Annotated in this window: 14 protein-coding genes; 7 read left to right on the top strand and 7 right to left on the bottom strand. The window is 72.1% G+C overall.

The window, feature by feature from the left end:
• Positions 1 to 2: 2 nt before the first annotated feature.
• From AB0J72_RS02700 to AB0J72_RS02675, 6 genes are all read right to left on the bottom strand, one after another.
• Entirely contained in the window at positions 3 to 1205 is a 1203-nt protein-coding gene (locus AB0J72_RS02700) for an ABC transporter permease (RefSeq protein ID WP_363393640.1), read from the bottom strand.
• Positions 1202 to 1888 (bottom strand): ABC transporter ATP-binding protein, encoded by a 687-nt coding sequence (locus tag AB0J72_RS02695; protein ID WP_363393639.1) that lies wholly within the window; start codon positions 1886 to 1888, stop codon positions 1202 to 1204. Before AB0J72_RS02695 ends, AB0J72_RS02700 begins: the two co-directional genes overlap by 4 nt.
• 14 nt (positions 1889 to 1902) lie before the next feature.
• Positions 1903 to 3075 (bottom strand): efflux RND transporter periplasmic adaptor subunit, encoded by a 1173-nt coding sequence (locus tag AB0J72_RS02690; RefSeq protein ID WP_363393637.1) that lies wholly within the window; start codon positions 3073 to 3075, stop codon positions 1903 to 1905.
• A gap of 81 nt (positions 3076 to 3156) precedes the next feature.
• The gene (locus tag AB0J72_RS02685) at positions 3157 to 4767 is read right to left on the bottom strand and encodes a HAMP domain-containing sensor histidine kinase (protein WP_363393635.1); all 1611 of its coding nucleotides are present in this window, start codon (positions 4765 to 4767) and stop codon (positions 3157 to 3159) included.
• Between the two features lie 9 nt (positions 4768 to 4776).
• Positions 4777 to 5493, bottom strand: a complete 717-nt coding sequence (locus AB0J72_RS02680; protein ID WP_363393633.1) for a response regulator transcription factor — start codon at positions 5491 to 5493, stop codon at positions 4777 to 4779.
• 11 nt (positions 5494 to 5504) lie between these two features.
• Positions 5505 to 6572, bottom strand: a complete 1068-nt coding sequence (locus AB0J72_RS02675) for an efflux RND transporter periplasmic adaptor subunit (protein WP_363393631.1) — start codon at positions 6570 to 6572, stop codon at positions 5505 to 5507.
• A gap of 133 nt (positions 6573 to 6705) precedes the next feature.
• Between AB0J72_RS02675 and AB0J72_RS02670 the strand changes: the two genes are divergently transcribed.
• From AB0J72_RS02670 to AB0J72_RS02650, 5 genes are all read left to right on the top strand, one after another.
• Entirely contained in the window at positions 6706 to 7266 is a 561-nt protein-coding gene (locus AB0J72_RS02670) for a hypothetical protein (RefSeq protein ID WP_363393629.1), read from the top strand.
• Positions 7267 to 7423: 157 nt separating this feature from the next.
• Positions 7424 to 7915 carry a hypothetical protein gene (locus AB0J72_RS02665; RefSeq protein WP_363393627.1) on the top strand — a complete coding sequence of 164 codons (492 nt, stop codon included), beginning with the start codon at positions 7424 to 7426 and terminating at the stop codon, positions 7913 to 7915.
• A 137-nt stretch (positions 7916 to 8052) separates the two neighbouring features.
• Positions 8053 to 8736, top strand: coding sequence for a response regulator transcription factor (locus tag AB0J72_RS02660; protein WP_363393625.1), 684 nt, complete (start codon positions 8053 to 8055; stop codon positions 8734 to 8736).
• Positions 8729 to 10120, top strand: a complete 1392-nt coding sequence (locus tag AB0J72_RS02655; RefSeq protein ID WP_363393623.1) for a HAMP domain-containing sensor histidine kinase — start codon at positions 8729 to 8731, stop codon at positions 10118 to 10120. The genes AB0J72_RS02660 and AB0J72_RS02655 overlap by 8 nt, the downstream gene beginning before the upstream one ends.
• Before the next feature lie 57 nt (positions 10121 to 10177).
• Complete coding sequence (locus tag AB0J72_RS02650) at positions 10178 to 10684, top strand: hypothetical protein (RefSeq protein ID WP_363393621.1); 507 nt, start codon at positions 10178 to 10180, stop codon at positions 10682 to 10684.
• Here the strand turns inward: AB0J72_RS02650 and ddaH are convergent.
• A complete protein-coding gene (gene ddaH / locus AB0J72_RS02645) occupies positions 10681 to 11511 on the bottom strand; it encodes a dimethylargininase (protein ID WP_363393619.1) in 831 nt (276 codons plus the stop codon). The two genes, AB0J72_RS02650 and ddaH, sit on opposite strands and share 4 nt — an antisense overlap.
• Positions 11512 to 11579: 68 nt before the next feature.
• Here ddaH and AB0J72_RS02640 point away from each other — a divergent pair, with 68 nt between their 5' ends.
• Both AB0J72_RS02640 and AB0J72_RS02635 read left to right on the top strand, forming a co-directional pair.
• Positions 11580 to 12068, top strand: coding sequence for an Lrp/AsnC family transcriptional regulator (locus tag AB0J72_RS02640; RefSeq protein WP_363393617.1), 489 nt, complete (start codon positions 11580 to 11582; stop codon positions 12066 to 12068).
• A 5-nt stretch (positions 12069 to 12073) separates the two neighbouring features.
• Positions 12074 to 13963, top strand: coding sequence for a beta-propeller domain-containing protein (locus tag AB0J72_RS02635; protein ID WP_363393615.1), 1890 nt, complete (start codon positions 12074 to 12076; stop codon positions 13961 to 13963).
• Positions 13964 to 14045: the final 82 nt, after the last annotated feature.

Below are 14045 nucleotides of genomic sequence, written 5' to 3'. Positions count from 1 at the left end.
TCCTACTCATAGCGCAGCGCTTCGATGGGGCGCAGGCCGGCGGCGCGGCTGGCCGGGTAGCTGCCGAAGAACAGCCCGATCGCGACCGAGAACCCCAGCGCCAGGAAGACCGAGCTGGGCACGATGACGGGCTTGATGCTGACGATCGTGAACCGGCTGCCGATCACCGCCGCGGCCACGCCCAGGAGCCCGCCGATCAGGCTCAGCACGGTCGCCTCGACCAGGAACTGGCTGAGGATCGTGCGCTTCGGCGCGCCGAGCGCCTTGCGGATGCCGATCTCCCGGGTCCGCTCGGTGACGGTGACCATCATGATGTTGGTGATGCCGATCCCGCCGACCAGCAGGCTGATCCCGGCGACCGCGCCGAGCAGCAGCGTGAAGGTCTCCGCGGTGTTCGCGCGGGTCTCCAGCAGCTGCGAGGCGTTCTGGATGCGGTACGCGCTGGTGCTCGACCCGGTGATGTTCAGCTTGGCGTTGAGGATCGCCGTGACCTCGCCCTGCGCGGCGCTGACGTCCTCCGGCGCGGTCGCCTGCACCAGCAGCTGGTTCAGCGACCCGTAGCCGGTCAGCGACTCCTGCACCGCGGTGACCGGGGCGATCGCGACGTCGTTGGGGTCGGTGAAGCCGGTGCCGCCCTTGTCGGCGAGCACCCCGACGACGGTGAAGAGCTTGCCGGAGACGGTGATCTGCTTCGACAGCGGGTCGACGGCGCCGAACAGCTCCTCCGCGACGGTCTTGCCGATGAGCACGACCTTGCGGGAGTCCTTGACGTCCTCGTCGGTGAAGAGGGCACCCTTGTCGACCTTGAAGTTCGAGGCCGCGACGTAGCCCGGGTAGGTGCCGACGAACTGCGCGATCGTGTGGTCGGTGCCCTCGTACGTGGCCGACTGCGAGCCGGTGACGACCGGCGAGACGCTGCGCACGTGCGGCGCCTCGTCCTTGTCGGACAGCGCGGGCACCAGGTCCATGGTGAGCGCGGTGCTCGTGGTCGCCGCCGCACCCCGCGCGCCGCCGCCACCGCCGGCCGTGACGGTCAGCGTGTTGGTCCCCAGCGACTCGATCTGCTTCTGTACGGCCTGGGCCGAGCCGTTCCCGACCGCGACGAGCAGGATGACCGCCGCGACGCCGATGAGGATGCCGAGCACGGTGAGGCCGGACCGCAGCTTGTTGGCGGTGATCGCCCGCAAGGCGAAGAGGATGTTCATTTCAGCCGCTCATCCTGGACGATGTGTCCGTCGACGAGCCGGATCAGTCGCTTCGCCCGTTCGGCGACGTCCGGCTCGTGGGTGATCAGCACGATCGTCCGGCCCGACGCGCTGAGCCGGTCGAAGACGGCCAGGACGTCGCTGGTGGACTGCGTGTCGAGGTTGCCGGTCGGCTCGTCCGCGAGCACCAGCGCCGGCGCGGTGACCAGCGCCCGCGCGACGGCGACCCGTTGCTGCTGGCCGCCGGAGAGCTGGTTGGGCTCGTGGCCGGCGCGGTCGGCGAGCCCGACCATCGCCAGGGCCAGGTTGGCCCGGCGGCGGCGCTCCGCGGACCTCACCCCCGCGTAGGCGAGGGGCAGCTCGACGTTGGCGAGGGCGCTGGTCCGCGCGATCAGGTTGAACGCCTGGAACACGAACCCGATCCGCCGGTTCCGCACGAGCGCGAGCTGCCGGTCGTTGAGGCGGCTCACGTCGACGCCGTCGAGCAGGTACTTGCCGGTCGTCGGGATGTCGAGGCAGCCGAGGATGTTCATCAGCGTCGACTTGCCGGAGCCCGACGAGCCCATGATGGCGACGTAGTCGCCGCGCTCGACGGTCAGCGACACCCCGCGCAGTGCCTGGACCTCGGTCTCGCCGTGCCCGTAGATCTTCTTGACCTTCTGGACGTCCAGAACTGGGTGCATGTCGCCGGGTCCCATCAGTTGCCCTGGCGGCCGCCGCCGCCACCGGTGAAGCCACCGCCGCCGGTGAAGCCGCCACCGCCGCCGGGGAAGTTGCCGCCGCCGGGGAACTGGTTGGTGTTGGTGCCGGTCGTCGAGCCGGTCGTCGTGGTGGTGATCACGACCTGCTCGCCGGCCGTGAGCCCCGACTTGATCTCGACGAACGAGCCGCCGCTGATGCCGACCTCGACCGTGCGGGTCTCCACCTGGCCGTTGACCTGCACCTGGACGGTGCGCTGGCCGCCGGCCGTGCGCAGCGCCTGGGTCGGGATGCGCACCACGTTCTGCGCCTCGGCGATCGTCACGACCGCCGTGGTGCTCTGCCCGAGCCGCACCCCTTCCGGCAGCGTGTCCAGGCCGATGACCACCGCGTAGGAGTTGACGTTGTTGGTGGTCGTCGCCGTCGGCGAGATCGTGCTGACCTTGCCGGTGGCGCGGGTGCCGCTGAGCGCGCTCCAGCTGATCTCCGCGGTCTGGCCGGGCTTGAGCTTCGTCGCGTCGGCCTCCGCGAAGCCGGCGTTGATCTGCAGCTTCGTCAGGTCGGCGAGCTGGATGAAGCCGGACGAGCTGCTGCTGGAGGAGGTCGCGCCGCCGGTACCGCCGCCGCCGGACGAACCGGAGGACGATGACGCCGATCCGACGGCGCCGTTCACGGCGGTGACCGTGCCGGCGATCGGGGCGGTCAGGACCGTGCCGTTGACGGTCGTCTGCGCCGACGTGACGCTGGCCTGCGCGGTCGCGACCTGCGCCTCCGCGGAGGCGATGGTGGCGTCGTCGGCGTTGTTGTTCTCCGCCCGGGTCAGCGCCGCCTTCGCCGCGGTCAGGTTGGCCTTCGCGGTGTTCAGCGACGCGTTCGCGGCGGTCGGGTCGATCTTTCCCAGGACCTGCCCCTTGGTGACCACGTCGCCGACCTTCACGTCCACCTCGGTGACCGTGCCCGAGCTGGTGAAGTTGGCGTTGGCGGTCGCGGAGCTGGCGACCGAGCCCGACGCCGACACCGTCTGCGACACCGTGCCCTGCGTGGCCGCGACGACCCGGGTCCGCGTGGTGGTCTGCGACGCCTGGGCGGCCGCCGGGCCGGAGACGATCTGATAGGCCCAGAGCCCGCCGCCGACCGTGGCGACCGCGAGCGCGGCGTTGATCAGACCCACGGAGTTCGGACGAGGCCGGCGTAGAGACGGCAGCGACAAACGCATGAGGGGAATCGTGGTGGGTGCCGCTCGGAGCGACCCTCAGTCCACCTCGGAGTTACCTCGGAATTCGGTTGCCCCGGTTTCTCCGGATTCGTCGGCGTCGGGGCCGTCGGGCCCGTCCTCGAAGTCAGGCTCGTCCATCGCCGGCAGCAGCACCCGGAACCGCGCACCCACGCCCGGTGCCGTCCACAGCTCGACCCGCCCGCCGTGCGCCTGCACGATCGCCGCGACGATGGCGAGGCCCAGCCCGGCGCCGCCGTGCCGGCGGGAGCGGGAGCCCTCCGCGCGGTACAGGCGCTCGAACACCCTGGTGGCGTCCTCCGGCTTCATGCCCGGCCCCGTGTCGCTGACCTCGATCGCGGCGAGCGGCACCCCTTCAGGCAGCGGCGCACCGATCGACGCGGTCGGCGGCGGGGTGTCGCCGGTCGCCCGCCCGACCCGGACGACGACGCGGGTGTCCTCCGGCGTGTGCTGCAGCGCGTTGCTGACCAGGTTGGCGACGACCTGCCGGATGCGCGCCTCGTCACCCTCCACGGTCACCGGCTCGAACGTCACCGACCGGTCGTCGAGCGCCGACAGCTGCACGAACCGGGTCGGCACCCGCACGTGCGCGTCGCGCACCGAGTCGGCGGCGACGGCGAGCAGGTCCACCGGGTGCCGCTGCAGGGCCCGCTCCTCGTCCATCCGGGCCAGCGTCAGCAGGTCGTTGACGAGCAGCCGCATCCTGCTGACCTCGGCCTCGATGCACGCCATCGCCTCGTCCAGCGCGGGGCCGGGCGGGGCACCGCCACGCCGGTACAGCTCGGCGAAACCCTGCACGGAGGTCAGCGGCGTGCGCAGCTCGTGCGCGGCGTCGGCGAGGAACTGGCGCAGCCGTCGCTCCGAGTCGGCGCTGTCCTCGACGGCCTCCTCGATGCGGGTGAGCATCGTGTTCAGCGCGATGCCGAGCCGCCCCGACTCCGTGTGCGGGTCGGCGTCGACGATCCGGCTGGACAGGTTGCCGTCCGCGATCTCGATCGCGGTCTCCTCCATGCGGGTCAGCGGGCTCAGCCCGACCCGCACCAGCGACGCCGTCGCGAACCCGGCGAAGCCGAGCACGATCAGGCTCACCAGCAGCGAGTACTGCAGCATCCGGTCCCGCGTGTCCTGGATCTCGACGAGGGAGACCGCGTTGGCGCCGTACCCGTTGGCCCCGGCCGCGGTGCCCGTCGGCACCGGCAGCGCGAACACGATCGCCCGCCAGTCCTCGCCGGCCGGGCTGGTGACCGTGAACGGCTTCGGATCCTCGGCCCGCTGCCGGACGTCGCCGAAGAGCGCCGGGTCCAGCACGACCGTCGACGGCTCCTTGAGCTTGCCCGAGCTGTCGAAGCGGTAGATCTGGTACAGCGGCCCGGGGAAGAACTCGCCGCTGTACCGGTCGCGCCGCCCGCCCGTCACCGAGGCGCTGGGGCTCGGGTTCGGGTTGCGGCCGACGAACGCGGGCGGGTGCGCCGAGTGCTCCAGCTGGTCGTCGATGCGCTGCATCAGGTACCAGTTGAGCAGCCCGACGCCGATCGCGTTGGCGGCGATGAGGGCGACCCCGGCGAGGGCCACCACGGAGACGACGATCCTCGTGCGGACCGTCCACTGGCGCCAGGGCCTGAGTCTCACCGCTGCGGCCTACTTCTGGGGCAGGCGCAGCGCGTAGCCGACCCCGCGGACGGTGTGGATCAGCGGCGGATCCCACTTGTCGACCTTGCGGCGCAGGTAGTAGACGTACGACTCAACGATGCGCCCGTCGCCGCCGAAGTCGTAGTTCCACACGCGGTCCAGGATCTGCGCCTTGCTGACCACCCGGCCGGCGTTGGTCAGCAGGTACCGCAGCAGGTTGAACTCGGTCGGGGAGAGGTCGACCCGGTGCCCGCCGCGGCGGACCTCGTGCGCGTCCTCGTCCATCTCCAGGTCCGCGTAGCGCAGCACCCCGCCGTCGACCAGCTGCTGCTGATCGCCCAGGCTGCGGCGCAGGATCGCGCGGATCCGCAGCACGACCTCCTCCAGGCTGAACGGCTTCGCGACGTAGTCGTCGGCGCCGACCGTCAGCCCCGAGATGCGGTCCTCGACGGAGTCCCGGGCGGTCAGGAACAGCACCGGCACCGGCCGCTGACCGCTGCGCAGCCGCTGCGCGACCTCGAACCCGTCCAGGTCGGGCATCATCACGTCGAGCACGACCAGGTCGGGCGCGAACTCGGCGGCGGCCGCGAGGGCCTCCCGCCCGCCGCCGGCGACCTTCACGTCGAAGCCGGTGAGCCGCAGCGTCGCGGACAGCAGGGCACGGATGCTCGCCTCGTCGTCCACGACGAGGACCTTCGGCTGTGGCGTGTTCGCCTGTACGGTCATCGGCTCCATCGTCACCGACCCGCCGTCAGGATCTCGTCGCCTTCGGCAAGTCCGCTCGTGATCTCGGTGTTGACGTCTCCGCGCAGCCCCGTCGCGACCTTGCGCTCCTCGTCGCGGCCGTTGACCCTGACCACGACCACGCCGCCGCGCACGGCCGTGGAGGGCACCGACAGCACGCCGTCCACGGACGCGGTGACCACTGCGACAGTAGCGCTCTGCCCGTAGAGCAGCGTGTCGGGCACCGTGTCGAACGCGATCAGCGCCGCGTAGCGCACCAGCCGGTTCGACACCGTGCCGGCCGGGTCGATCTGGATGACCTTGCCGTCGGACTTCGCGCTCGCGTTGTCCGGCAGCGTGATCCGGGCCACCTGGCCGACCTTGAGGTGGGCCACCTCGGCCTCGGTGAACTGCGCCTTCACCACGACGTCTCCGGTGCCGGCGAGCGTGATCACGCTCGAGCCGGCGGCGGATCCGACGGTGCCGTTCACGGCGAGGATCTTGCCCGCGAGCGGCGCGGTGATCACCGTCCCGGCCAGCTTGGCGTTGGCCTGGGTGAGGGTGAGCTTCGCGTTGTTGAGCCGCTGCTGCGCGTTGAGCAGGTTGTCGCTGGCGTTCTGGACGCTGTTCTGGTTGCCGGTGCCGGGGTTCTGCCCGCCGCCGCCGCTGCCGGGAGCGCGGCTGGCGCTCGGGCTGGCGCTGGGCGTGCTGGTGGCGCTCGCCTGGGCGGTCTCCGCGCGGTCCAGGGCGTCCTCGGCGCTGTCGACGCTCTCCTCGGCGGCGTCCACCGACTCCTGCGCGGCGGTCGCGTCGATCCTGGCCAGCACCATGCCGGCGGCGACGACGTCGCCGGGCTTGACGTTGAGCTCCGTCAGCGTGCCGCTGCTGGTGAACCCGAGCGTGCGGCTCTGCTGCGCCTGCACCGTCCCGGACGCGGAGACCGTCGTCGAGACCGACCCGCGGGTCACCTTCGTCGTGCTCACCTTCGCCGGCGCGACCTTCTCGTCGCCGGTCAGCAGGACCCCCACGACGACCGCGACCGCGAGCACGGCAGCCCCTCCGGCCAGCCACCAGACCTTCATGCCTGCTAGTTGACCGGTCCCGGCTCCCGGTCAGCTCGACCGGACCTCAAAGTTCCCTGGGAAGGCGCTCTCACCGAATTTTGAGGTCCAGCCCACGGTGCGTCGAGGTTCGCGCCGTTGCATGGCGGGAGTGATGACCAAGCGGATCGGTGGGGCCGCCCTCGCGCTCGCCGCGGTGGCGTTCTTCGCCACAGCCTGCGGATCGTCGGACAGCGCGGCGCCGGCCACGGCGGCGTCCGGCACCGACTACGCGTCGTGCCTGCGCGACAACGGCGTCAACCTGCCGCAGATGAACGGCTCGGGACGCCCCACCGCCCGTCCCGACGGCAACGCGTCGGGCCGGCCGACCGCGTTCCCGTCGGGGCAGCCGCGCCCGTCCGGCAGCGGCGGGTTCCGCGGCGGTGGCGGTGGCTTCTTCGGTACGGCCGCGCCGAGCGGCGTGGACCAGCAGACCTGGGAGAAGGCGCAGAAGGCGTGCGAGTCGCTGCGCCCGACCGCGTTCCCGGGCGGCGGTTTCGGCAACGGCGGAGGCGGCGGTGGCGGCCGGGACGCGGCGTACCGCAACTGCCTGACCGAGCACGGCGTCACCGTCAGCGGCCCGGTCGACCAGCTCGACACCGGCGACGCGAAGGTGGCGGCCGCCGTCACCGCCTGCGCTCCCCTCAAGCCCAGCCCCCGCCCGTCCGCGTCGTAGCCCTCCCCGGCTGTCGGACAGGCGGTGCGCCGGTCTTGCGGGTGTGGCGGTGGCGAAAAGGACATCGTGGGAGTGTCCTGACACTACGCCCGCAAGATCGGCGCATCTCCGGAGGCGCGACGCGTGTCGCTGAGCGCGAACCGTCGTTGCCTTCGATATGGAGACGCTGGACACCTTCACGTGCACCTTCCTCCCGGCCACGGCACTGGCGAGGCTGTCCGCCGCGACCATCCGCCGCCACGTGCAGGTGCTGCGCGGCTGCGCGGGGGACCGTGACGCCGTCGCCGTCGTCGCCCGCTGCACGTCGCGCGCCTCCCGCAACAGCGTGCTGATGCTGACCCGCAGCCGCCTCGTGATCACCACCGAGTCGCCGCTGCTGCGCCGGGTCTCCCTGCACCTCAACACCGACCTGCACTCGCTCGCCGACGTCACCTGGACCCCCGAGCCGACCCGCTCCGGCATCCAGCTCGGCGTGACCGCCATCGACGGCGTCCGCGAGAACGTCTGGGTCCGCCTGCCGAACAAGGTCGAGATGTGGCGCCTCGACGAGGCCCTCAAGCAGGCGTTCCGCACCCCGTGGGGCGTGGTCGCCGCCGCCGCGACGCCCCGGGTCCCCGCCCTGGCCAGGGCGGTCCTCCGCTTCGCGTGAGCAATCGGCCCACCCTTCGCGGCAGGCGCTGGCTTCCTCGCGAAGGGTGAGCCGATCGATGTTCCTGTATCCGACCGGTTCGATGCCCAAACATCGCCCGAACATCGGGCGGGGTGCGGGCGCGGCACAATGGGCCCGTGGATCAGGGCAAGGGGCTGGTGCTGGTCGTCGAGGACGAGCGGCCGATCGCCGACCTGCTGCGCATGTATCTGACGCGCGAGGGCTTCGGGGTGCACGTCGAGCACGACGGCCCGGCGGGCCTGGCCGCGGCGCGGAAACTGCGGCCCGTCGCGTGCGTGCTGGACATCGCGCTGCCGGGGATGGACGGCACGGAGATCTGCCGGCGGCTGCGGGAGGCCGGTGACTGGACGCCGGTGCTGTTCCTGACCGCGCGGGACGACGAGGTCGACCGGATCCTCGGGCTGGAGCTGGGCGGCGACGACTACGTGACCAAGCCGTTCAGCCCGCGGGAGCTGGTCTCGCGGGTGAAGGCGGTGCTGCGCCGCACGCAGGGCCCGCCCGACGTCGAGCAGGTCCGCACCGTCGGACCCGTCACGCTCGACCCCGCGCGGCGGGAGTGCCTGGTCGACGGCGCGCCGGTGGTGCTGACGTCGACGGAGTTCGCGCTGCTGGCGCACCTGATGAACCGGCCGGGGCGGGTGTTCACGCGGGAGGAGCTGCTCGGCTCGGTGTGGGGGTATGCCGCGCACTCCGGCACCCGGACGGTCGACGTGCACGTGGCGCAGGTGCGCGGGAAGCTCGGCGCCGCGGCGGGGGTGCTCAGGACGGTGCGGGGCGTCGGGTACACCGCCGATGCTTAGGGGCGGGTTCCGGTCCATCGCCGGGCGCAGCGCGCTGGTCACGTGCCTGGTCGCGGTCATCTCGGTGCTGGTGACGGCGCTCGTCGGGGCGCCGCTGGCGATCCAGGAGGCCAACAAGGCGGCCCGGGTCCGGCTGGCCGACGACGCGACGCTGACCGCCGAGCTGCTGCGACCCCGGTTCAACACGCCCCGGAGCACGGACGAGCAGGTGATCGTCGAGCGGCTGCGGACCCGCGGGATCCAGGTCTACCTGATCCGGGCGGGGCAGCCGGACCGCGCGGGGCTGCCCGACGGGGTGGTCAAGACGGTCGGGGCCGGGCGGCCGGTCCCGGTCCGGCGGGCGGTGGTGGACCAGCAGGTCCAGCTCGTGGTGGGCCGGCCGATCGGCAACGCGGGCAACGGGATCGTGCTGACCGAGCGGATGCCGTCGCGGCAGGCGACCATCGCGCGGCTGTGGGGGCAGCTGTGGATGGCGCTGCTGGCCGGGTTGGCGGCCGGGCTGCTGGCGGGTGTGCTGCTGGCCAGGAGGATCGCGCGGCCCATCCGTACCGTGGCGGCCGCGGCGAACCGGCTCACCGCCGGGGACCGGTCGGTCACGCTGGACGCGGACGGGCCGGCGGAGGTGGCGGACCTGGCGCACGCCGTGAACGCGCTGACCGCGGCCCTCGCCACGAGCGAGGGGCGGGAGCGGGACTTCCTGCTGTCGGTGTCGCACGAGCTGCGCACCCCGCTGACGACGATCCGCGGCTACGCGGAGGCGCTCGCGGACGGGGTGGTGGGTCCGGACGGGGCGCAGCGGGCCGGGCAGACGGTGCTCGACGAGGCGGAGCGGCTGGACCGGCTGATCGCCGACCTGCTGGTGCTGGCCCGGCTGGAGGCCGCGGACCTGCCGGTCGAGGTGGTCGACGTGGATCTGACCCAGCTGGTGGCGGCGACCGCCGAGGCGTGGGGCGGGCGGCTCACGGCGGCGGGGCTGCTGCTGCGCACGGAGCTGCCGCCGATGCCGGTGCCGGTGCGCACCGACCCGGGACGGATCCGCCAGATCGTCGACGGCCTGCTGGAGAACGCGCTGCGGGTCGTGCCGTCCGAGCAGGCGACGGGGGTGCCGGTGGTGCTGGCGCTGGTGTGGGGGCCGGCGGAGGCGTCGATCGAGATCCGTGACGGCGGCCCCGGGTTCACCGACGACGACCTGGCGGTGGCCTTCGAGCGGGGTGCGTTGTCGCGGCGGTACCAGGGCGCGCGCAAGGTCGGCAGCGGGCTGGGGCTGGCCCTCGCCGCGCGGATGGCCCGCCGGCTCGGCGGCAGGATCGAGGCCGGTCACGCGCCCGAGGGCGGGGCGAGATTCACGGTGACGGTGCCGTTTGGGCCGGGTGAGAGGAGGTAGTGCACCCGTCGGCTCAATTCGGCGGAGCTCGGAGCAGCTCGGACAGGAGGTACCCAGATGCGACGTACACGCATAGGCCTGTTGCTCAGTGCCGTGATCCTGGTGATCGTCGGCTCCCTGCCGGGGGTCGCACTGGCGGATCCGACACCCGGCGAGACCGGTCAGGGTGGCCAGCACGAGAACTGGCTCAAGAACGTGCTGCACGGTGAAGGCATCGTGCAGACGAAGAAGGGCCCGATACGGGTCGCGATGCAGAACGGCACCGCAACGGCGGCGACGGAAACGTCCGTGACGGTCCGGTCGACCGACGGCTACACCAAGACGTGGACCCTGGCCCAGCACGCCAAGATCTACAACGACCACATGAGCGTGCAGCCCGGCGCACTGCAGGCGGGCTCCCAGGTGGTGGTCGGCGGTCCGATCACGGTCAGCGGCGGCGGCGGAAGCCCGGCGGCGTCCCCCACCACGACCTACACGGCGCAGATCGTGCTGATCCAGTCCACGGCCGGGACCGGGACTGGGACCGGGACCGAAACCCCAGCGCCGGCTCCGGCGACCTCTTAAGGCCGAAGCTCGGCGATGCAGCACTTCACGGAGCCGCCGCCCTTCTTGAGCTCGGTCAGCTCCACCGGTACAGGCAGGTAACCGGCCTGGCGGAGCTTGGCCGCGAGGGCGGTGGCTTCACTGTTGAGCACCACGTTGCGCCCGTCGGAGACGAGGTTGAGCCCGAACGACAGGGCGTCCTCCTCGTCGGCGACGACGGCGTCCGGGAAGAGCTGCGCGAGCACCCGCTGGGACGCGGCCGAGAACGCGCCCGGGTAGTAGACGACAGTGCGGTCGTCCAGCGACGCCAGCGCGACGTCGAGGTGGTAGAAGCGCGGGTCGACGAGGCGCAGCGAGATCACCGGCCGGCCGAGTGCCTCCTGCGCCTCCGAGTGCGCCGAGGTCTCGGTCCGGAAGCCGTGACCCGCCAGGATCACGCCGCCGCCGAGCGCGTCGGGCAGGTAGGCGAAGTCGCCCTCGCCCTCGTTGGTCTCGGCCGGCGCGACGAACTTCCAGCCGTGGTTGTCGTAGAACCGCCGGTGCGCGGCGGCCTCGGCGATGCGCTGCGGGTACTTGAAGCGCGCCCCGTAGACGACGCCGTCGACGCTGAACGCCCCGTTGGCCGCGTAGACCATGTCCGGCAGGCCGATCTCCGGGGGCAGCACGTGCACCTGGTGGCCGAGCCGCACCAGGGTCTCCCGCAGGCCCTCCCACTGTTTCAGGGCGAGCTCCGTGTCGACCGGCGTGGACACGTCCATCCACGGGTTGATCGCGTACTCCACCACGAAGTGCTCGGGTGGCGACATCAGGTAGGTGCGCTCGCGTGGCTGCCGCTCGACGTGGGTCACGAGATCAAACGGTAGATTTGTGGGGTTGCACAAAACAGCGGTATTGCTTGCTTTCGAGGAGGGATTTGTTGCGCCTCGACCCGATCGACCAGCAGATCATTGCGTTGCTGCAGGAGGATGCCCGCTCATCGTATGCGGACATCGGATCGCGGGTGGCGCTGTCCGCACCGGCCGTGAAGCGTCGCGTCGACCGGCTTCGATCAAATGGAGTGATCCGCGGCTATACGGCGCTCGTCGACCCGGACGCGCTGGGGTGGACGACGGAGGCGTTCGTCGAGCTGTTCTGCACCGGGCGGACGTCGCCGCAGCAGATCCGCGACGCCGCGAAGCGCCACCCGGCGGTCGTCGGCGCCTACACCATCTCGGGTGAGGCCGACGCGCTGGTCCACCTGCGGGCGGTCGACATGGCGGGGCTCGAGGAGGCCCTCGAGCGGCTGCGCGCCGAGCCGTTCGTGACGTCGACCCGCAGCATGATCGTGCTGTCCCGGCTGGTCGAGCGGCTGGCGCCGAAAGTCGTCACCGTGCCGGGAACCGGATCGACACCCGCCACGTCCTAGCACGCATGAGACGCTCGCTTGCCGCGTTGAGTGCCCTGGTTTTCGTTGTCGCCGGATGTACGGACGGCGGGTCGCCCAAGTCCGCGCCGTCCACGGTCGCCGGGCCGGAGCCGGCGTTCAAGCTGGTGGCGTTCGACTCCTGCGAGCAGCTGCTGTCGTCGCTGCGGGACGCCGCCGCGGGTGCGGTCGGGCCGTGGGGGTTCCTGAACGACGGCGGCATGCTGCGCGGCGGTCGCGCCGAGGACACCGGCGCACAGCGGCAGGGCGGGCTCAACAGCGGTAAGGCGGCCGCGCCGGCCGGACAGGAGTTCTCGGGCACCAACACCCATGAGGCGGGTGTCGACGAGCCGGATCTCGTGAAGACCGACGGCAGGCGGATCGTGACGCTGTCGCACGGCGACCTGAAGGTCGTCGACGTCGCCAGCCGGGCGGTGACCGGCTCCCTGGCCATCGGCACCGTCGACGACGTCAGCGGCAAGCGCGCCGCCAGCGCCACGGAGCTGCTGCTGTCCGGGGACCGCGCGCTGGTGCTCGGCTACGACTACCGGGCCGGCTTCGACGACGTGCCCGGCGTGTCGGGCGCGCAGATGACGCTGGTCGACCTCGCCGGCGCGCCGAAGGTGATCGGCCGGTTCACCGTCGAGGGCGGCCTGCTCGACGCCCGGCAGGTCGGCGGCACCGCCCGGGTGGTCGTGGTGTCCCGGCCGCGGATCGCGTTCCCCGACACCGGGAAGCTCGGCAGCGACGACGCGCGGATCGCGGCGAACCGTTCGGCGGTCATGGCCGCGCCGGTCGACGCGTGGCTGCCGAAGTGGGCCGCGACCGACGCCGCCGGCAAGCGCACCGAGGGGCGGGTCGACTGCGGCGCGGTGAGCCGGCCGGCGACCTACTCGGCGACGTCGATGCTGACGGTGCTGACGTTCGACCTGGGCGGTGCGGCGCTCGGCGGCGGCGACCCGGTCTCGGTCGTGGCCGACGGCGACACCGTCTACGCCAACGGGCCCAGCCTGTACATCGCCAACGACCAGCGCTGGCGGGTGCTCGCCGCCGACGTGGTGCGCAAGAAGGTCGCGACGTCGCCGGCCCGGCCGTCGACCCAGGTGTTCAAGTTCGACATCGGCGGGGCGGGCAGCCCCCGGTTCGTCGCGTCGGGTGAGGTGCCGGGCTGGCTGCTCAACCAGTACTCGATGTCGGAGTGGGACGGGCACCTGCGGATCGCCACGACGATGTCGGCCGACAACACGACGGCGTCGGCGGTCTACGTGCTGCGCCGCGACGGCGGCCGGCTGACCGAGGCGGGTCGCGTCGACGGCCTCGGCAAGGGCGAGCGGATCTACTCCGTGCGGTTCATCGGCACGACCGGCTACGTGGTCACGTTCCGGCAGACCGATCCGCTCTACACGCTCGACCTGCGCGACCCCGCGGCGCCGAAGGTGGTCGGGGAGCTGAAGATCCCGGGCTATTCGGCATACCTGCACCCCGCGGGCGACGGGCGGCTGCTCGGCCTGGGGCAGGACGCCAACGCGCAGGGCCGGGTGCAGGGCATGCAGGTGTCGCTGTTCGACGTGCGGGACCCGGCGCACCCTTCGCGGGTCGCGCAGTTCAAGCGGCAGGGCGGCAGCTCCGAGGCGGAGTACGACCCGCACGCGTTCCTCTACTGGGCGCCGCTGGGGTTACTCGCGGTGCCGGTCTGGCGCGACACCCAGCCGGCCGTGCTGGTGCTGAAGGTCGGCGACTCGGCGATCACCGAGGCGGGTGCGATCACCCACCCCGGTCGCTACACGGCGATCCGCCGCTCGCTGATCATCGGTGGCACCCTGTGGACCCTGTCGGAGCAGGGGCTGAAGGCGACCGACGCGGCGACCCTGGCCGAGCAGGCCTGGATCGCGCTCTAGCTGGATCGTGTTTCGGTTCTGCGCCGCTTGTACGGTCAGCGCTGCTGGACGGTCAGCGCTGCCACACGGTCAATGCTGTCCG

Origin of the sequence: Dactylosporangium sp. NPDC049742, from assembly GCF_040674675.1 — a bacterium.
GTDB lineage: Bacteria > Actinomycetota > Actinomycetes > Mycobacteriales > Micromonosporaceae > Dactylosporangium > Dactylosporangium maewongense.
The sequence above is the reverse complement of the archived record's forward strand: the minus strand, read 5'-3'. Positions and strand labels throughout refer to the sequence as shown.